Here is an 18,856-nt window from a genome sequence, read left to right on the forward strand (position 1 = left end):
CACGACAGTCACGCGCCGTGGGCCGCGGCGCCGGATCGCACCGGACGGGGTCGATCACGAGGTGGCCGGCTCCGGCAGGGCCGGGGGGAGTTGGCGTCGGGAGGTTATCGCGAGCTTCTGGAAGACCTTGCGCAGGTGGTACTCGACGGTGCTGGCGCTGATGAAGAGTTGGGTGGCGATCTCCTGGTTGGTGGCGCCCCGGGCGGCGAGCCCGGCGATGTGTCCCTCGCGGGGCGTGAGTTCGCTGACGGTGGCGGCGGTGCGACGGGGCGTCTTGTCGCCGATGGCGCGCAGTTCGTGACGGGTCCGTTCGGCGAAGGCGTGGGCGCCCATCTGGCTGAACAGCTGGAAGGCGGCGCGCAGTTGCTCACGTGCTTCGCCGCGGTGTCGCCGGCGCCTGAGCCACTCCCCGTAGAGCAGGTGGGTGCGTGCGAGCTCGGTCCGGATGTCGGTGGTCCTCAGGTGGCTCAGGGCCTGCCGGTAGAGCACGCCGGCCTCGGCGTCGTCGGCCAGCAGTGCCTGCGAGCGCGCGAGCAGGCCCAGCGCCCAGGGTGTGCCGGCGGCGCTCGCGCGCGGGGTGAGCCGCAGCAGCGCAGCGTGTGCGGCGTCGCGGTCGCCGCTGCGTACGCCTGCTTCGACCATCTCGACCAGCGCGGGGTTCCCGTAGTAGACGGGGTCCTCGGCGTAGCCCTGTCGCGCCACGCTGAGGGCGTTCGCGTAGTTGGACGATCCGTTCTCCAGGACGGCCAGTGCGGTGCGCGTGGTGTGCAGCCGCACCCCGCCGGACGCCTGCTCGGAGCGTTCCACGTCCATGGCCGTCATGGCGGCGCGGGTGGGCTGCTCGTTGCCCCGCCAGGCTTGCAGGATCACGTCGCTGCCCTCGGCGAGTCGGCCGGATCCGTCGATGGCTCCGACCAGTTCGCGGAAGGCGGCGAAGTGGCCCTCCGCCTCGGTGAACCGTCCGCACCAGGTCTCCGCGCTGGCCACGGCGTGCAGGGAGACCCGGAGCATGTCGAGGGCGCCCAGGTCGCGGGAGGATTCGACCGTGCGTGCGGCCAGTGCGCGGAATGCCTCGCCGTCCCAGAGTTCGTGTGCGGCGATCAGCCCCAGCAGGAGAAGGCGGGCGTCCGAGGGCCCGGTGCTCTGGCCGGCCAGCGCGCTCAGCGCGGCGCGGAGCAGCGGGGCCGCGGCCTTCGGCCCTTGCAGGACCTGGGTGGCGTGGGCCGTCAGCAGGAGGTCGGCGGGGTCCGGCGGCCCGGCGGCGGCGGGCAGGTCGAGTGCGGCCTGGGCGACGGTGGACGCCGTGACGTCCCCGCCGAGCCAGGATGCGCCGAGGACTGCCTGGAAGGCTTCGAGCAGGGTGTCGCGGGCGGCTCGGCGGTCGCTCGGACGGTAGGCCCGGGCGGCGGCGAGCAGGTCGGTGGCCGCCTGCGTCTCGCGTCCGTTCTGGATGTGGATCGCGCCCTGCAGTCGCAGGCGGCGCGGCAGCTGCGCTGCTCCGGCGTCGGAGGCGGCGTGTTGGAGGAGGGTCTGCGCGCGGTCGGGCAGGCCGGCGGCGAGGGCCGCCTCGCAGGCGGCGAGCAGGCGGGCGGCGCGCGGCGCGGCGAGGGGGGTGAGGTCGGCCGCGCGGGCGAGGAAGGCGCAGGCCGCGCTGTAGCCGCCGCGCGCCTGGGCACGCGCGGCCGCCTGTTCGAGCTCGGCGGCCGTCGTCTCGTCGCGGCCCTCGCAGGCTGCGGCGAGGTGCCAGGCGCGGCGGTCGGCGTCGGTGTGGGCGTCCGTGGCGGCGGCCAGGGCCGCGTGCGCCCGGCGCCGGTCGTCCGGTGTTGATCCGTCGTAGACCGCCGATCGGATCAGTGGGTGGCGAAAGGCCGGTGCCGGCTGGAGCAGGAGCAGGCCCGCCGTGGTGGCGGGGGTGGCGAGATCGGCCAGTTCACCGGTGCCGTCGGTGCCGTCGAGACGGGTGACGGCGCGCCAGACCAGGGCCCGGTCGCCGGTCGGGTCTGCCGCTATGACCAGGAGCAGCGTCCGGGTGGGGTGCGGCAGCGCCTGGGACTGGCGGAGGTAGCGGGCTTGGAGCTGTCGGCCCAGCGGCAGCCGTTCGGACAGCGGGACGGGGTCGGCTCCTGCGGGTGACTCGAGGTCACCGGCGAGCTCGCGGATCGCCAGCGGGTTCCCGGCCGCCTCGGTGACGATCCGTTCGGCGGTGCCCTGCTCGATCTGCGCGGAGAGCGTCTGTGTGAGCAGCGCATGGGCGTCGTGCCGGGCCAGCTCCGGCAGGACGGCCTGCGGCAGGTCGTCGAGGGGTCGGCCGCCGGCTTCGGTGTCGCGGACCGCGAAGAGCAGGGTGATGCGGTCGGCGTGCAGGCGGCGGGCGACGAAGGCGAGGATCGTCAGGGACTCCTCGTCCAGCCATTGCGCGTCGTCGCAGACGCACAGCAGGGGTTGGTCGGCGGCGCTGTTCGCGAGCAGGGTCAGGGTCGCGAGCCCGATCAGCAGGCGGTCCGGATGGATGCCCGCGACGAGTCCGAACGCCGCTCTCAGCGCGTCCCGTTGCGGGGCGGGGAGCTGGTCGAGGTCGGGGAGGAAGGGCAGCAGGAGCCGGTGCAGGCCGGCGAGGCCGAGGTCCTGCTCAGCCTCCTTGCCGCCGATCTGGGTGATCCGCATGCCGGTGGCCCGGGTCGCCGCGTACGCCAGCAGTGTCGTCTTGCCGATGCCGGGCGGCCCTTTCAGCACCAGCACGCCGCTCAGGCCCTGGCGCGCAGCGTCGAGTTGCGCGTCCAGGGTGGCCTTCAACTGGGAGCGGCCGAAAAGGATCATGGACGTGAGTGTAGTGGGAGTGCGGTCGGTTGCGGTGTGCATTGGGGGGTTCCAAGGATCCAACCGCCGTAGCAGGCGAGGAGTCTGGAGGAGGTCGCCGACGAGGCCCCGACGGGGCCGGGCCCGACCTGCGCGTACTCCGTGCGCGCACGCGTGTGCTAGACAGGAGAACCCCCATGGACGGCTCGACCCAGCCGAACGAGACCCGGTACCTCGTGGTGTGCAACGGCGAGGAGCAGTACTCGATCTGGCCGGCGGGCAGGCCCCTGCCGAACGGCTGGCGGAGCGCCGGGCCGTACGGCACGAAGACGGAGTGCCTGCACCACATCGACCAGGTCTGGACCGACCTGCGTCCGCTCAGCGCCCGCCACTAGCCGCGGGCGCAGGCGCAGCGGGTCGGCACGTCGGGTCGGCCGCGCACGTCGCGACGCCCCGCGCCCGGCCATGACCGGAGGACATCGGTGTCACCTGCCAAGGGAGTGTCATGAACGGACCTGTTCTGCCGACCGGAGCCGAGTACGAACGGCTGCTGTGCGCATTGCGGTTGGAGACGCCGTGGGCCGTGGCCGGACTCGACCCGGCCGAGGCCGCGGCGGACCGGCCCGCCGAGCCGCGGTCGGAGGCGGCGCCGGTGCGCGCCGAGACCTGGGAGTCGGTCGTCGAGGTGATCGACCGGATCGCGCGGTCGGACGGCGACCGGATCGCGCTCGGCGACGGGCAGCAGACGTGCACATACCGTCAACTACTGGCGCGGACCGAGCGCTTGGCAGCCAGGCTCCGCACCGCCGGGGTGCGCCGGGGTGACGTGGTCGCGGTGACCCTGGAGCGCGGGTCCGCCTTCGCCGAGGTCGCCCTGGCGGTGTGGAGGGCCGGCGGCGCCTTTCTTCCGCTCAAGCCGGGCGACCCGCTCGCCTGGCGCGAGCAGGCCGCCCGTGCATCGGGGGCCCGGGTCGCCGTCGCGGCCTCGTCGGACCCGGCATGGCCGGGGGTGGCACACCTCGTCTGGCCGGAAGCGGAGACGGACCGGAAGGACCCCGAGCGCCGGGACGAGCTGGAGGACCGGGACGCGCCGGAGGACCGGGATACGCCGGAGGGCCGAGTCACGCCGGAGGACCGGGATACGCCGGACGGCTTGGCGGGATCGGGCCCGGCGAGTCCGACCTCCCCTGAGGTACCTGCCCCCGGCGATCTCGCGTACCTGATCGCCACCTCGGGCTCGACCGGTGAGCCGAAGCTGGTGATGCTGGAACACCGCGGTGTGGCCAACCTGGTCCGGGCCCAGGCGGAGACCCTACCCGCCCTGGGGCCGGGCTCCCGGGTCCTCCAGTTCTCCCACCCCACCTTCGACGGCGCGGTCTTCGACCTGCTGCTGGCCCTGGCGCACGGCGGTCGGCTGGAGGCGATCACCGACGCCGAGACCTCGGGCGAGCCGCTCGCCGCCGCCCTACGACGCCGGCGGGTCACCCACGCGGTGCTCCCGGCCGCCGTCCTGCGGACGCTGGGCTCCGAGCGGTTCGACGACCTGGACGTCGTGCTGAGCGTCGGCGACGTCTGCCTCCCGGAGACCGCCCGGCTCTGGAGCACGCGCCACCGGTTCTTCAACGGCTACGGCCCGTCCGAGACCACCGTCTGCGCCACCCTGCACCAGGGCGACGCCGGCTCCGGCGCCGAACGAGTCCCGTTGGGCCGGCCGGTCGGCGGCGTCCGGGTGGTCGTCCTGGACGACGAGCTGCGGCCGGTGCCCGTCGGGGAGGTGGGCGAGCTCTGCATCGGTGGCGCCGGCGTGGGACGCGGCTACCTCGGCCGGCCGGCCCAGACCGCCGAGGCCTTCGTCCCGGACCCGTTCAGCGCCGTCCCCGGGGCCCGCCTCTACCGCACCGGCGACCTCGGGCGGCTGCTGCCGGGCGGTGGCACCGAGTTCCTGGGCCGCCGCGACAACGAACTGAAGATCCGCGGCGTCCGGATCCGGTTGGACGACATCCAGAACGCGTTGGCGGCGCTCCCGGGGGTGCGCGACGCCGTCGCGGTGGCCGCCGGGGCGGCCGGTCAGGGCGATCGCAACCTCGTCGGGTACGCGGTCGCGGAGCCGGGCCACCGGCCGACCGGTGCCGGGCTGCGCGCCGAACTCGCCCGGCGCCTCCCGGCCCACCTGCTGCCCGGCGCCGTCCTGGTGCTCGACGCCTGGCCGCTGACCGCGAGCGGCAAGGTGGACCGCTCGCGCCTGCCCGACCCTCATGCGGCCGGCGACTACCGGGCTGCGCGGACACCGGCCGAGGAGGTCCTCACCTCGCTCGCCGCCGACCTGTTCGGACTCGACCGGGTCGGCCGGGACGACAGCTTCCTGGCGCTCGGCGGCAACTCGCTGCTGGCCACCCGCTTCGCGGCGCGCGCCGAGGCCGCACTCGGCCGGCGGCTGCCGCTCGCGGCCCTGCTGTCCGGCGCCACGCTGGCCGAGCTGGCTACGGCCGGGGAGCCGGCGGCGGCCGAGGACGGCGAGCCGCTGCCCCCAGCCGTACCGGGGCCCGTGCGCGGGCGGCCGGACGGCGCCCGGCGGGTGCCGTCCTTCGCGCAGGAGCGGATCTGGCTCATGCAGGAGCTGCGCCCCGACTCGCTCGCCTACCACGCCCAGGCGGCGCTGCGGATCGGCGGCCCGCTGGACCCGGACACGCTGTCCGCCGCGCTCACCGACCTGGTGCGTCGCCACGAGGTGCTGCGCAGCCGCTTCCACAACGACGGCGGCCGGCTGCGCTGCACGGTCGAGCCGCCCGCTCCGGTGGAGCTGCCGCTGCTCGACCTGAGCGACCGACCTGCCGACCTGCAGGGGAAGCTGCTCGGCGAGGCCGTCGAGCGGTTCGTGGTGCGCCCCTTCGCCCTGGACGGCGAACCACTGGTGCGCTGGCTGCTGATCCGGTTGGGCGAGCAGGAGCACGTCCTGGTCCATGCGGAGCACCATCTGGTGCACGACGGCTGGTCGTTCAACGTCTTCCTGCGTGAGCTGGTGGAGGGCTGCCTGGACCACCAGCGGTACGGCGAGATCCGCCGGCCCGAACCGGAGATCCAGTACTACGACCACGCACGGTGGCAGCGCGAGTGGTGCGGCGGGCCGGAGGCGCAGCGCCAACGCGACTTCTGGCGGCGGGAGCTCGACGGTGCGTCGACCATGCTGCCGCTCCCCCGGCGCGCGTCCGCGGCCGGTCGTCGGTTCGTGGGGGCCGCGCCGCGCGTCGAGATCGACGCCGAACTGGCCCGCGCGCTGGAGGCGCTCGGACGGCGGCACGGCCACTCCCTGTACGCCGTGCTGCTGGCGGCGTTCTTCGCGCTGCTGGCCCGCAGCACCGGCGCCGACGACGTCCTGGTCGGCTCCGGGGTGGCCAACCGCCGCTGGCAGAACACCGAAGACCTGATGGGCATGTTCGTGAACACCGTCGTCCTGCGCGGCAGGACGGCGGACGACCCCGCCTTCGCCGCGCTGCTGGACCGGGTCGGGCAGACCGTCCGCACCGCGCTGGACCACCAGGACCTGCCCTTCGAGGACATCCTCGCCCAGAGTCGGGCCGAGCACGTCCCCGGTGTGAATCCGCTGGTCCAGGCCTCCTTCAGCTTCCATGACGCCATGCCGGGGCGGCTCGGCGCGGCGCCCTTCTCGCTCGACGTCATCGAGGGCCTGGGCACCGGCTCGGCCAAGTTCGACCTGAACCTCATCGCCTTCCCGCGGTACTACGCCGCCGGGTGCATCGGCCGCGGCCCGGGCAATGTCCTACGGGTTCCCGCCTCGGACGGGCCGGTGCCGCCGAGCCCGGCCGCCGCGCTGGACGGAATCACCGTCTCCTGGGAGTTCGACTCCGACCAGTTGGAGGCGGGTTTCGTCACCGGGCTGATGCGCGCGTACCAGGAGATCCTGCGGGCGGTGGTGCGCGCCCCGCAGACCGTTCTCTCCGAACTCGCACTGGTCTCGGACGAGCAGCGCGAGCGGCTGCTGCGACGGGCCCTCGGGCGCCAGGACGAGCCGTCGGCGGACCGGGTGCCCGAGGTGGTCGCCGAGTGGGTCGCCCGGACCCCTGAGGCGCCGGCGGTGTCCGCGGACGATCAAGACCTGACGTATCGTCAGCTCTGGTCCAGGGCTTCGGAACTGGCCGCAGTACTCGGCGAAGCCGGGGTCGGCCGGGGCGACGTGGTGGCGCTCCACCTGCCGCGCTCCGCCAGGTTGGTGGTGGCGATGCTCGCCACCCTGATGGCCGGCGCCGGCTCCCTCACCCTGGACCCCACGCACCCGTCCGCCCGCCTGGCCGCGCTGCTCGAGGACAGCGGCGCCCGCACCGTGCTGGCCGACCCGGACGACGCCGCACAGGTGCCGGTCGGCCGGTGGCAGGTCCTGACCCCGCGTCCGGACCCGTCCTCCACCCCACCGCCCGGGGCGCCGGCGCCCGGCAGTCCCCGCGATCTCGCCCACGTCGTCTACACCTCCGGATCCACCGGGCGCCCCAAGGGAGTCCAGATCGAGCACCGCTCGCTGGTCGCCCGCCTGCGCTCCTCCGACATGGCCGCCCCGAGCCCCGGCCGGCGCGTGCTGGCCACCAACGCGACGGTCTTCGACGTCTTCACCATGGAGGTCTGGTCCGCCCTGCTGAACGGCGCCGCGCTCCATCTCCTCCCGGCCGCGGCGGGCCCGCAGGAGATCGCCCGGCGCATCGTCCGCCACGACATCAGCCACCTGACGCTGGTCACCCCGCTGCTGCGGGTCATGACGGAGACCGCGCCCGACGCCCTCGCCCGGCTCCAGGCACTCGTCGTCGGCGGCGACACCGCGCCCCCGGACGCCGTACGGGCCGCATTGGAACTCGGCACGCGCCGCCTGTTCAACTCGTACGGCCCGACCGAAGTGACCGTCTACGCCACGGCGTTCGAGGCGAGCGCGGCCGAGCGGATCGGCTCCGAGGTCCCGGTCGGACGCCCGGTCTCCAACTCCCACACCGTCCTGCTGGACGACCGGCTGAACCTCGTCCCCGACGGCTTCGTCGGCGAGATCTGCGTCGGGGGCCCCGGGGTCGCCCGCGGCTACCTGGGGCGACCCGCCGAGACGGCCGAGCGCTTCGTGCCCGACCCGTACTCCCCCGAGCCCGGCGCCCGCCTCTACCGCACCGGGGACCGCGGCCAGTGGCTGCCGGACGGCAACCTGCGGTTCCTCGGCCGGCTCGACCACCAGGTGAAGATCCGCGGGTTCCGGATCGAACCGGAGGAGGTACGGGCGGCGCTGACCGCACTGGCGGGCGTCCGCGAGGCGGAAGTGGTGGCGCACCGCGCCGGGGAGCCGGAGGCCCGGCTCGTGGGCTACGCCCAACCCGAGCCCGGCGTGCTCCTGGAGCCGGCCGCCCTGCGGGCCGCGCTGACCGGGTTGCTCCCGGGGCACCTGGTACCGGAGAGCGTGCTGATCGTGGAGAGCTGGCCCCGGGGCGCGACCGGCAAGGTGGACCGCTCCCGGCTCCCCGTACCGCCGCCGCCCACGGTCACCACTCAGGGTCGACCGGCGGATCACGGACCCGTCGCCGAGGTGCTGGCCCGCGTGTTGGCCGAACTCCTGGAGCTGCCCGAGATCGGTGCCGACGACGACTTCTTCCAGCTCGGCGGCCACTCGCTGCTGGCGATGCGGTACGCCGCCAAGGCCGGCCGGGCACTGGAGCGGGACATCGACCTGGCAACCGTACTGGCCCACCCGACCGTCGCGCGGCTGTCCGCCGCCCTGCACACCGCGGCGGCGCCGCCCGCCCTCGCCGAGCCCCTGCGCAGGCTGCCGCGCAGGATCCCCGACGCCGCCGCCCGGGCGCCGCGTTGAACACCGCTGCCGCGGCGGCCCCGGACGACGACGGCACGCCCTTCCCGCTCTCGCACCTGCAACGCAGGCTCTGGCTCCTGCACACGCTCGACCCCACCGGGGCCCTGCAGAGCACCGCCCGCTGCTTCCAGCTCGACGGCCGGCTGGACACCGGCGCCCTCCAACAGGCACTGGACCGCCTGGTCGAACGGCACGAACCGCTGCGCACCGTCTTCCCGCTCTCCGCGACCGGCGAGCCCGTCCAACTCGTGCTGCCCGCCGCCGCCCTCCGGCTCACCCCCGTGGCCTGCCCGAGCAACGGTGAACCGCTCCTCTGCGCAAGGGAGTTCGCCGAGCAGCCGTTCGCCGCCGAACGCGGGCCGCTGGCCCGGATCGGACTGCTCCGCACCGGGCCCGATCAGCTGCTGCTGGTCATCGCCGTCCACCTGCTCGTGGCGGACGGCTGGTCCTGGAACGTCCTCCTGCGCGAACTCACCGCCTGCTACGCGGCCGCGCTCACCGGATCCGACCCGCACCTGCCCGACCTCCCGCTGCAGTACGCCGACTGGGCGCACTGGCAGCACGGGCGGCTGACCGAGGCCCGCCGCGGCGAGCTGCGCCGCTGGTGGCAGCTCGAACTCGGCGGCGCGGCCCCGGGCCTCGACCCGCCGGCCGACGACGATGACGCCCCGGCGGCCAGGCCCGGCCGGATCGTCACCCACCCCCTGGACATCCGGACCGAGGAAGCCCTGCGCGCCCTCGCCCGACGCGAGGGAGTCTCCCTGTTCACGGTCCTCGCCGCGGCCTTCGGCGCGATGGTCGGCCGGCGGACCCGACGGGAGGAGCTGGTGATCGGCACACCGGTGGCCCACCGCGACCTCCCGGAGACCGAGCACCTGCTCGGCTTCCTGGTCGGCACCCTCCCCCTGCGCGTCGACCTCACCGGCGACCCGCCCTTCACGGAGCTGGCGCGGCAACTGGCCACCGCCGCACGACGGGCCTTCGCCCACAAGGACCTGCCCTGGGAGGAACTCCCCTGGCAGCAACCGGTGGCCGGGCGGCAGAGCCTGCCGACCCTCGCCCACCACCCGGCCGGCAGCACCGGCTCACTCACCCTGCCGGGGTGCCGGGTGAGCGAGCTCGACCTGCCGTCCGACGCCTCCCGGTTCGACCTGACCCTCCGGATCTCGGAACACCCCCGACCGCGGCCGAGCAGTGTCCGGGTCGAGCACGACACCCGCGTGGTGACCCCCGTCGAAGCCGACGACCTCATCACCGGCTACCTCGCGCTGCTGGACTCCGTCGCACGGCGTCCGACCGCCCCGCTGTCCGAGCTGCTGCCGCAGCGCCCCCTGGTCCGTTGATCCCCTCAGCCCTTCAGCCCCCTCAGCCCCTCGACCCTCATGGAGACGCCATGACCGACCCGTCCACCGCCCCCGCCGACTACTCGCTCCAGCGTGACGCCCGCTGCCCGATGGACCCGCCCCCGGCCTACCGGCCGCTGCGCGAGGCCGGCGGGCTGGTCCGGGTCCGGGCCTGGGACGGCAGCGAGCCGTGGCTCGTCACCCGCCACGACGACGCCCGGGCCGCGCTGTCCGACAGCAGGCTCAGCTCGGACCCGCGAACCCCGGGATTCCCGCACACCCAGCCGACCTCGGCGGCCCGCCAGGAGATCGACCTGCCGTTCGCCTTCGTCGAGGGCCCGGAGCACCTGGTCGAACGACGTCTGCTGGTCAAGGAGTTCACCGCCCGCAAGGCCCGCGAGGCCCGCCCGGCCATCCAACGGATCGTGGACGAGGCGATCGACGGCATGCTCGCCGGCACCAAGCCGTGCGACCTGTACGAATCGCTCACCCTCCCGGTCGCCACCCACACCATCGGCGAACTCCTCGGCGTACCGCCGGAGGACCGGCCCCTGCTCCAGGCCGGCAGCCGCCGGATCGGCTCGCGCCGGGTGTCCAAGGAGACCGGCAGCGAGGCGTTCCAGGACCTCAACGAGTACTTCGAGCACCTGGTGGACCTGCGGATGCGCGAGCCCGCCGACGACATGGTGAGCCGACTGCTCGCCACCTACGCGGCCACCGACGGACTGACCCGCGCCAAGGCGGTCTCCACCATCCAGGTGCTCTTCTTCGCAGGGTGGGGACCCAGCTCGTACATGATCGAGTTCGGGGTGCTCGCACTCCTCCTCCACCCGGAGCAACTCGCCCTGCTGAAGGCCGACCCGAGCCCCGAGCTGCTCGCCTCCACGGTCGAGGAGACGCTGCGCTACGCGACGGTCTCGGTCAACGGCCGCCAGCGCGGCGCACTGGCGGACACCACCATCGGCGGTCAGGCGATCCGGAAGGGCGAGGGCGTCCTCGTCCAGCTCGACTCCGCGAACCGGGACGCCCGCACCTTCCCCGACCCCGACACCTTCGACATCACCCGCCAGGCCGGACGGCACCTCGGGTTCGGACACGGCCCGCACAAGTGCATCGGCGCCGAACTCTCCCGCGCCGAGATGAGCATCGCGTACGAGACCCTGTTCCGCCGCATCCCGGACCTGAAGCTGGCCCTGCCGCCGGAGCAGCTCCCCTTCAGCACCGAACTCACCCTCTACAGCCTCGACGAGTTGCTCGTCACCTGGTGACCCGGCACACGCCGCGGGCACCGCGGCCGTCGTCACCTCACCCACGCCTCGTCCACCTCTCGTCCCCTGCGGCCGAACCGCACCTGCCCTCGACACATCCGAACCCAGACGGCCGTCCCCCGGCCGCGACTTCACGGTGGTGACGTTCCATGAACGACTTCGACGACCGGCTCCCGCCCGGCGAGCGGATTCCGCGACGCCTGGAGGTGACACTGAGCTCCGAGACATGCCCGCAGGGCCAGGTGGCGCGGATGACCGTCAACGGATTCCCGGCCGGCGACCCCCTGACGGACGGCGGCTGGATCGATCGCGACGGGCGTGAGGACGGAGAAGGGGACGAGGACGTCACGGGTGCCCGCTGGCACGACGTCCTGCACCTCGCCCACGCCGTGTGCCTCGGCTGGTCGCCCGTCCTACGGGGGCTCACCGGCCGGAGGCGGCGCTCGGACCCCCGCCTGTACGCGTTCGAGGACGGCGCTCAGGCGGTCCGCGCCGAGGAAGCGGTCGCCTGGGCGGTCTTCCGCCACGCGCGCAGGACCGGCCGACGTCAGGACGCACCGGTGGACGCGCAACTGCTCGCCCTGGTGCGGGAGCTGAGCTCGGGGTTCGAAGTGTCGGCACGCTCCGACGCCGAGTGGACGCACACCATCCGCACCGGGGTCGCCTGCCTGCACGCCGTACGGGCGCACAACGGAGGAGTCCTGCTGGGCGACCTCACCACTCGATCGCTGCTGTTCCGCCCGCCTGTCGACGCCGCGGACCGCACACACGCCGGGAGCAGCAGGAGGAGGACAAGGCTCGTCGGCGCGATGTCCGGCTGAGCGTGCCCGGGTGAGCGTGCCCGGGCCGAGTGGGGCCCGGGCCGCGAACAGTCGTCGACACGGATGCGGAGCGGTCCGCCCTGGTCATGTGGCGGCCCGCTCCGCGCAATCGGAGTACCAACGGGGGAAGCACCATGGCCGAACCCGGCACGGAGCACAGCCACAAGAACCGCCTTCGTCCTGCTGCTGACGGGTGCAGCCGCCTGCACTCCCGGCACGGCGGGCCGAGTCCGTCGCCGACTTGAGCGTCTCGACTGCCTGCACGACGGCGTCGGACAGCCTCTCCGCTCCCTCGCCCGGCCTGCAGCGGATCCTGCCGTCGTCTCTGAACGAGCGCCAGGACGGCTGGACCACGGTGCTGCTGCGAGTGACGAGACGCTGGAGCGGACCTCCTGCGGCACGCAGGAGATCCTCCCCACACACAAGGTCCTGACCACGACGACCGGCGGAGTCACCCGCACCGCCTACTCCGTGACCGTGTCCCGGGCGCTCGGGGGCACCTACCGTGCCACCGTCCAACGGGCCGGCCAGGAAGTGCCGGACACGGTCGAGATCCACGCCGATGCCCGGGTGCAGTGCTGACATCCGAGCGACCTGACGGGCGGCACGTGCTCCCCACCAGCGCTTTTGCGGGGCCGGTGTCGTGGTGTCGGCACGGGTCTGTGGGAGCTTGCGTCCGGCTGAATCGGGGCGGATTGTGCCGTTCCCTATTATTTCGGCGATTGCGCTCGTAGATTTGTTGTCAGGAACCCAGGTTGACGATGCAACAGGAGCGCTTGTGGCAAGCGGAGCAACGTTCGGTACGGACAGCGGTGTGGGATCGACGATCGCCCTGCTGGAGGCCAGGCTGCCCGGCGTGCGGGAGCAGCGCCGGCAGCTGGAGGACCAACTCGCCGCCGTCATCGCCCAGGAGGACGCGATGGTCGGCGTGCTGCAGGGCCTCGAAACCCTGTCCGACACGGTCCTCGACGGTGCCTCGACGGCTGCGCAGGGCCCGGCCGTGGCAGCGGACGCAGCGCCGGCGGAGGTGACGGGTACCGGGCCCGCGCCCGAGGTCGCCGAACCGTCCGTCGCCGGAGCGGTGGACGAGCCGGTCGGCGAGGAGCCGGTGTCCCGGCCCGAGGCGGAGCCCGTCGCAGCCCGGCCGGTGCGCAAGCGGACGGCGAAGCGGACGGCGGTGGGCACCACAGCGGCGAAGAACGACACCGCGAAGAAGACCACGGTCAGGAAGGCGGTGGCGAAAAACACTTCGGCGGCCGAAGCAACGGACGCGGCGGCTGTGCCCGACACCGCCGAGCCGGCCGTGGCAGCGAAGAAGGCCGCCGTACGGGGTGCCGGGAAGGCCACCGCGAAGAAGGCAGCGGCCGAGAAGACCGCCCCGGTGAGGAAGGCGGCGACCAAGAGGTCCGCGCCGGCGAAGAAGACCGTGGCAACCGACAAGCCCGCACCGGTGGAGGAGGCTCCGGCTGCCTCTGCGCCTGCGGCGCCGTCGGGTCGCCGTCGCAGGCTGACCGACGCCGCCAGCGTGCTGGCCGTCCTCGCCGGTGCCTCCGGCCCGCTGCGTGCCCGCGAGGTGACCGGACTGCTCGGCCTGGAGGACCAGGAGGCCAGCGTGAACGCGGTCCGCACCATGCTGGAGCGCCTCGCCAAGACCGGCAAGGCGCAGCGCAGCGGCCGGGGCCTGTATGCAACCGTGTCGGCCGGCTGAGACGCCGGATTGGGTGCCCCCGCTGACAGTTGAGCGGGCAGACCCCACAGTGCCGAGCAGTCGGCCGGTTTCGCGGCACCCGCCGGGGTGATCCGACATACGGCAGCGGGAACGGTCCCACCGCCGCCGTCCGTCGCTGACACCCGAACCGAGGACGGCCGGCTGAGCAGCAGCCGACCGAGGCGGCCCCGGCATCCCACGATGCCGGGGCCGGCCGCTGCCCCAGGGGTTTCCGGCCGGGCTCAGAGCTCGACGAGGATGTCGGGGAGGGCGCCGGAAGCGGCGACCTGGTGGACGGTGTCCTGCAGACGGTGGTGGTCAGCTGCTGGAGCCGAGATGACGCGCAGTGCCCGCGACGGGCAAGCCCACAATCGGTCCACTGCCCCAACTGGTCGAACAGGGGAGGACGCGCGGACGCGGCTCCAGTTCTTGTTCTTCGGTCCCAGCAGCCTTGATCATCTGGTGCTGTGCCTGCTGCTTCCAACCGGACCACCCGTCAAGCGGTACAGCCGGGCGCGCGCGACTCGTCTCACCGAACTAGGGTGTTCCGGGCCTGCGTTGATCCCTGGTGCGTGAACATGAAGCATGTTATGACTTGCAGGTGTCGCCTGAGGAGATACTTGCAACCCGGCTCCGCGCAGCGGGATACGCCCCCAAGAGACTGAAGAAGGCCGTCGGCGGGGTGGTCGCCATCGCGGGTCTGGCGACGCTTCAGGACGGCACCGAGTTATTCGCAAAGACCCTGCTCGGGCCGGATCGGGACGTATTCTTGGTCGAATCCAGCGGACTGTCCGAGCTTCGCAAGCTTGGCGGGGCGAATACGCCGGATGTGCTGCATGCGTCTGCATGTCTGCTCGTACTTGAGAAAATGCAGCCGCGCCGGGACGACGAGCACTTCTGGGAACGCCTTGCGCACATGCTCGCCGCCCTGCACGCGTCCACGGTCTCCGACCGGTTCGGCTGGCACTGCGACGGCTGGCTGGGCCGACTGCGCCAGGACAACACCTGGGCGACTGACGGACACACCTTCTTCGGGGAACGGCGCATCCTGCGCTGGCTCCCGGAGCCGCTGGTGGAGGCCGCATTCAACCGCGAGGACCGCCAAGCCCTGGAGCGACTGTGCGCGGCCCTGCCCGAGCTGGTTCCACCCCAGCCCCCCTGCTTGACCCACGGCGATCTGTGGCAGGAGAACATCGTGGCCACCAGCGACGGCGCCCCCGTGCTCATCGACCCTGCCGTGTCCTACACCTGGCCCGAAGTCGACCTCAGCATGCTGTGGTGCTCTCCACGCCCGGCCGCCGCGGCCCGCTTCTTTGACGTCTACCGGGAGATCCGCCCACTTCAGGACGACTGGGAGGAACGGATGCCCCTCCTCCACCTCCGAGAACTCCTCAGCACCATCGCCCATGACGACGACGACTGGGGCGCCGCCGAGGCCGTCCGAAAGATCATCGCGCCGTTCCGGCGGAGCATCCCTTCACCCGCCGAGCCACGTCGAATGCACGAAGCTGGCAGCTGAACGCCGCCCCCTCGCCGATCAGGCGGGTCCCCAGGTGTGTTCAGGGATGTGGTGTACGGGTTCCACCTGAAGGGCAATCACATAACTGGACATCAGGTCACCTACTGCCGTCTCAGAACTCAACCACCAGGTGTTTGTCTCCCGCTCCACGGGCCGATTGGCCGGATCGAGGACCAACGGCTCGTCCGCTATCTCCGTAATCCACGTCAACAGCACCGCACCAGTATCCCCTCAGCACGCGACAAGACCTACCGATCTTCCCAGCCGAGCTGCGGACTCTGGCCGCGCTGCGCCCGGCGGGCGACGCCGCCGAGGTCACCGCCGTCAGGTCCGCCGGGTCGTGGAGGACCGGGTCGTCGGTGGGCGGTGGGCGGTGGCGCGAAAGCGATCCGGACATCCTGCTCGTTTCGACGCCGGCTCTGCCACCCGGCTCGTGGCCCGCTTGCTGGACGGCCTTTCGGTGGAGGTCGTCCTGGGTCGACTCCGCTCCGACCGGATCGTGCGCAAGCCCATCCCGGTGCCGTGGATCCCTCCGCCCCAGGCCTCCTCCAACAGGGGAGACAACCGAGGCAGCGTCATTCCCGTACTGCTCTGCTATTTTTGACACAATGCGACCTGTGAGCGGCATGAGTCCCCTCCGATGATTGATCGGTTATGAAACTCGATCAACCGCGCCACACTAAACTCTGCGTCGTCTCTCCGACGGCGAGACGTGATTGCTGATCCCCGGAGTACGCCGATCCGGGCCCCTCGCCGGACCGGCCCGCTCTACAGGCGGCGCAGGACGGAGACGACCTTGCCGAGGATGGTCGCCTGCGCTGCGGGGATCGGGTCGTAGGCGTGGTTGCGGGGCATCAGCCAGGTGTGACCGTCGTCGATCCGTAGCTGTTTGACGGTGGCCTCGCCGCCGTCGAGGAGGGCGGCGACGATGTCCCCGTGCCGCGCGGTGTCCTGGCGGCGGATCGTCACCCAGTCGCCGGGCAGGATGGACGCACCCGTCATCGAGTCCCCGCGCACTTCCAGGATGAACAGCTCCCCTTCACCGACCAGGCGCCGGGGCAGGGTGAAGACGTCCTCGACCTCCTGCTCGGCGACGATCGGGGCGCCGGCCGCGATCCGGCCCAGCACCGGCAGGTCCACGGACCCGGACCGGCCCTGCGAGCCGTCCTGCGGGAGGGTGTTCCAGGGGCTGTACCGGATGCGGTAGGCACGGGGGGTGTGCGGGTCGCGGACCAGGTGACCCATCTTCTCCAGCGCCAGGACCTGGTACGAGACCGAGGAGACGGAGCTCAGCCCGACGGCGTCACCGATCTCGCGCATGCTCGGTGGGAAGCCGCGCTGCTCGGCGGCCTTCTGCACGAAGCGCAGGATCCTGGTCTGTCGGTCGGTCAGTCCGTCACTGTTCCGTCCGACACCTGCCGGGCGGCCAGCCCGTCCGCCTCCGGCCTGAGCGCTCGCCATGACTCCCCCTCCGTTCGATCTCGGTCGGACACTATCCCCGCCCTACGACATCGACCGGCTCCCCCGACGCCACCCGGTCGCCTGCTGCGGCCCGGATCCCGGGGGCTTCGGCGCCGCAATGCCCGCCTTGTAGTGGTGTGTCAGGTGACCGGTGCTCGTCAGGGGATGTCGCCGGCCCAGCGCAGTGCTCCGGGCCGGCCGGGTATGGGGTCGTAGAGGGAGCGGCCGCGCGGATAGCCACAGCCGGGGCACGTGAGGGCGAGGCCCTGTTCGCGCTCCTCGTCCCACAGCAACGAGGCGTCGACGAAGGCGCCGTCGAGGGGCCCGCCGATCAGCTCCAGGACGCCCGGGTCCTCGCCAGGCTGGGCGTCGTCCGCATCGGCGACGGACAGCCACTCCTCCAGCTCCGGCAGCCAGGCCGGCCAGGACGGCTCGACCGGCCGCGCCCCGTCCTCCCCCGGGCCCGTGGCGTCAGGCATCTGCGCCCTCCCTCACGACCGCGGCTGCCACGGCGGCCTCGCACGACGCCCGGCGGGTCGCGCAGCCGGGCCCTCCTTCCAGCGCCTGTGCCAGCACGCCATGGTGACGCCCGACCCAGGCGGCAGCAGTGACGGCGCCCCGCTGGTTCGCCCGACGAGCCCGCAGGTCCTCCGGCCGGGAGTGGCGTCCCACGTTCTGCCCGAGGTCGGGGAAGGCGAGACGGCGTTCGGCCTGGATCCGATCGGTCCGCACGATCAGCACCCGGCGGGCGGCGTCCAGTTCGCACGGCGGGGTGATGAGGTCCTCGGAGAGCGGCAGGGACTCGGGCATGTCGATCCTTCGGGGGTCAGGTGAAGTTTCGGCGGTTCGGCGCTGTGCCTGGTGGGGGCGGCGGGCGATGGGGCCGCCGAGGGAACGATCGGCTGGCCGCCGCCTGCATCTCCTCCAGCGCCCTCACCTCCCCAGCCACCTCTAGCGCCATTCGAACACAGTAGCGAATCTGCTTCGGGGTGACACGCCCACGCTTCACCTGAAGATGTGACGGTGCACCGTTGATGACGAGTGGAGCGCGCCGTCTCGCGAGCTCGGGGTCACGATGAGCTGGGGAGTCGTGACCGTTCAGCTGGAGCCCGGCGCTGCGGTGGGCTGGGCGGCATCCGCGGAGGTGTCGGTCACCGGTAGGCCATAGGGTCCCGCTCATGATCACGCGTCCCACCGGGCGAGCGGAGGGGCCGTACGACGCCGCCTTCCTGCCGCGCCAGCAGATGGTCCTCAGGGCCGCCGAGCAGCCGATCTCCGATCCGGTGGCCAAGCTCGGCGGGCAACCCGTATGGCTGGCCGAGCCCGCCTGGCCAGTCGACCCGTCCACCGGGCACCCATTGGTGTTCATCGGACAGTTCCCGATTCCGGGAGACGAACTCCGCCTGGCCTACCTCTTCCTCGACGAGGAAGACGTCATCATGGGAGGAACCGACCCGGAGGCCGGCGACGCCGTCCTCCTCGTGCAGCCCGGCGGTCGCATTCCCACCTTCGCCGTCATCGGACCGTCAGGCACGAAGGGTCGAACGCTCTGGCGTTGGGGCCCGGACGATTCCGAGATTCCGGTCGAGTGGCATGTCGACCTGCAGCCGATTCCCCCCGAGATCGACCGCTCGATCGACGTTCAGGCGCAGTTCGAGCGGAGCGTGCGAGGCGAGGGGCCCGACGTCGTGGTGCCCGGCGGTGAGGACCTGCACGACTACGTCGGCGGCACTGCCTGCTACCCCAACCACTACGCGCGCGTGGACTCCCCCTGGCAGTTCCTCTTCAAGATCAGTGACGCCGGCGACGGTGACGACGATCCCTACGTCCTCAACTTCGGCCACGGCTACGGCTACGGCTTCGTCAGCCCCGACCACCGCGAAGGCCGCTTCTTCTGGGAGTGCTCATGACGGCCCGGCATCGGCAGGGCGACTGACACTCCCGAGCTCGCAAAGGAGGGTCCGCCGGGAGCCGGGTGCGTCGGTGCCCGGTGGCGGGTCGGCTGCGTCCCGGTTAGCGTCGCTTGCGTGACCGGGGAGTTCCATGGTCGTGGCGTCGTGCCGACGGCTCCGGGATGTCGACCTGTACT

The 18,856-nt window shown here is 72.7% G+C and carries 12 protein-coding genes; 8 read left to right on the forward strand and 4 right to left on the reverse strand.

Features of this window, described 5'->3' with window-relative positions; all coding sequences use genetic code 11:
- Positions 1–54: 54 nt before the first annotated feature.
- Positions 55–2,817: an AAA family ATPase gene (locus tag ACFTWP_RS17180; RefSeq protein WP_380265370.1), complete on the reverse strand. Its 2,763-nt coding sequence runs from the start codon at positions 2,815–2,817 to the stop codon at positions 55–57.
- A 176-nt stretch (positions 2,818–2,993) separates the two neighbouring features.
- Between ACFTWP_RS17180 and ACFTWP_RS17185 the strand changes: the two genes are divergently transcribed.
- The 7 genes from ACFTWP_RS17185 to ACFTWP_RS17215 all read left to right on the forward strand — a co-directional run bounded on the left by ACFTWP_RS17185 (position 2,994) and on the right by ACFTWP_RS17215 (position 15,306).
- Positions 2,994–3,191: an MbtH family protein gene (locus ACFTWP_RS17185; RefSeq protein WP_380265371.1), complete on the forward strand. Its 198-nt coding sequence runs from the start codon at positions 2,994–2,996 to the stop codon at positions 3,189–3,191.
- 110 nt (positions 3,192–3,301) lie between these two features.
- Positions 3,302–8,647 carry an amino acid adenylation domain-containing protein gene (locus tag ACFTWP_RS17190; RefSeq protein ID WP_380265372.1) on the forward strand — a complete coding sequence of 1,782 codons (5,346 nt, stop codon included), beginning with the start codon at positions 3,302–3,304 and terminating at the stop codon, positions 8,645–8,647.
- Complete coding sequence (locus ACFTWP_RS17195; protein ID WP_380265373.1) at positions 8,644–9,990, forward strand: condensation domain-containing protein; 1,347 nt, start codon at positions 8,644–8,646, stop codon at positions 9,988–9,990. Before ACFTWP_RS17190 ends, ACFTWP_RS17195 begins: the two co-directional genes overlap by 4 nt.
- 50 nt (positions 9,991–10,040) lie before the next feature.
- Positions 10,041–11,258 carry a cytochrome P450 gene (locus ACFTWP_RS17200; protein ID WP_380265374.1) on the forward strand — a complete coding sequence of 406 codons (1,218 nt, stop codon included), beginning with the start codon at positions 10,041–10,043 and terminating at the stop codon, positions 11,256–11,258.
- 149 nt (positions 11,259–11,407) lie between these two features.
- Positions 11,408–12,079, forward strand: a complete 672-nt coding sequence (locus ACFTWP_RS17205) for a hypothetical protein (protein WP_380265375.1) — start codon at positions 11,408–11,410, stop codon at positions 12,077–12,079.
- Positions 12,080–12,893: 814 nt separating this feature from the next.
- On the forward strand, positions 12,894–13,787 hold the full coding sequence (locus ACFTWP_RS17210; RefSeq protein WP_380265376.1) for a hypothetical protein: 894 nt from the start codon (positions 12,894–12,896) through the stop codon (positions 13,785–13,787).
- 601 nt (positions 13,788–14,388) lie between these two features.
- Positions 14,389–15,306 carry a fructosamine kinase family protein gene (locus ACFTWP_RS17215; protein WP_380265377.1) on the forward strand — a complete coding sequence of 306 codons (918 nt, stop codon included), beginning with the start codon at positions 14,389–14,391 and terminating at the stop codon, positions 15,304–15,306.
- Positions 15,307–16,074: 768 nt separating this feature from the next.
- Here the strand turns inward: ACFTWP_RS17215 and lexA are convergent.
- The 3 genes from lexA to ACFTWP_RS17230 form a co-directional block, all read right to left on the reverse strand.
- Positions 16,075–16,767 carry a transcriptional repressor LexA gene (lexA, locus tag ACFTWP_RS17220; RefSeq protein ID WP_380265378.1) on the reverse strand — a complete coding sequence of 231 codons (693 nt, stop codon included), beginning with the start codon at positions 16,765–16,767 and terminating at the stop codon, positions 16,075–16,077.
- A gap of 158 nt (positions 16,768–16,925) precedes the next feature.
- A complete protein-coding gene (locus ACFTWP_RS17225; protein ID WP_380265379.1) occupies positions 16,926–17,246 on the reverse strand; it encodes a hypothetical protein in 321 nt (106 codons plus the stop codon).
- Positions 17,239–17,577 carry a hypothetical protein gene (locus ACFTWP_RS17230; RefSeq protein WP_380265380.1) on the reverse strand — a complete coding sequence of 113 codons (339 nt, stop codon included), beginning with the start codon at positions 17,575–17,577 and terminating at the stop codon, positions 17,239–17,241. The genes ACFTWP_RS17225 and ACFTWP_RS17230 overlap by 8 nt, the downstream gene beginning before the upstream one ends.
- A gap of 368 nt (positions 17,578–17,945) precedes the next feature.
- Between ACFTWP_RS17230 and ACFTWP_RS17235 the strand changes: the two genes are divergently transcribed.
- Positions 17,946–18,677: a hypothetical protein gene (locus ACFTWP_RS17235; RefSeq protein WP_380265381.1), complete on the forward strand. Its 732-nt coding sequence runs from the start codon at positions 17,946–17,948 to the stop codon at positions 18,675–18,677.
- Positions 18,678–18,856: the final 179 nt, after the last annotated feature.

Origin of the sequence: Kitasatospora sp. NPDC057015, assembly GCF_042673745.1 — a bacterium.
GTDB lineage: Bacteria > Actinomycetota > Actinomycetes > Streptomycetales > Streptomycetaceae > Kitasatospora.

Excerpts from the sequence above, each read along its gene's own strand:
- ACFTWP_RS17225 (WP_380265379.1), bottom strand. The coding sequence starts at position 17,246 with ATGCCTGACGCCACGGGCCCGGGGGAGGACGGGGCGCGGCCGGTCGAG.
- lexA (WP_380265378.1), bottom strand. The coding sequence starts at position 16,767 with ATGGCGAGCGCTCAGGCCGGAGGCGGACGGGCTGGCCGCCCGGCAGGT.
- ACFTWP_RS17185 (WP_380265371.1), top strand. The coding sequence starts at position 2,994 with ATGGACGGCTCGACCCAGCCGAACGAGACCCGGTACCTCGTGGTGTGC.
- ACFTWP_RS17205 (WP_380265375.1), top strand. The coding sequence starts at position 11,408 with ATGAACGACTTCGACGACCGGCTCCCGCCCGGCGAGCGGATTCCGCGA.
- ACFTWP_RS17200 (WP_380265374.1), top strand. The coding sequence starts at position 10,041 with ATGACCGACCCGTCCACCGCCCCCGCCGACTACTCGCTCCAGCGTGAC.
- ACFTWP_RS17180 (WP_380265370.1), bottom strand. The coding sequence starts at position 2,817 with ATGATCCTTTTCGGCCGCTCCCAGTTGAAGGCCACCCTGGACGCGCAA.
- ACFTWP_RS17235 (WP_380265381.1), top strand. The coding sequence starts at position 17,946 with ATGATCACGCGTCCCACCGGGCGAGCGGAGGGGCCGTACGACGCCGCC.
- ACFTWP_RS17190 (WP_380265372.1), top strand. The coding sequence starts at position 3,302 with ATGAACGGACCTGTTCTGCCGACCGGAGCCGAGTACGAACGGCTGCTG.
- ACFTWP_RS17230 (WP_380265380.1), bottom strand. The coding sequence starts at position 17,577 with ATGCCCGAGTCCCTGCCGCTCTCCGAGGACCTCATCACCCCGCCGTGC.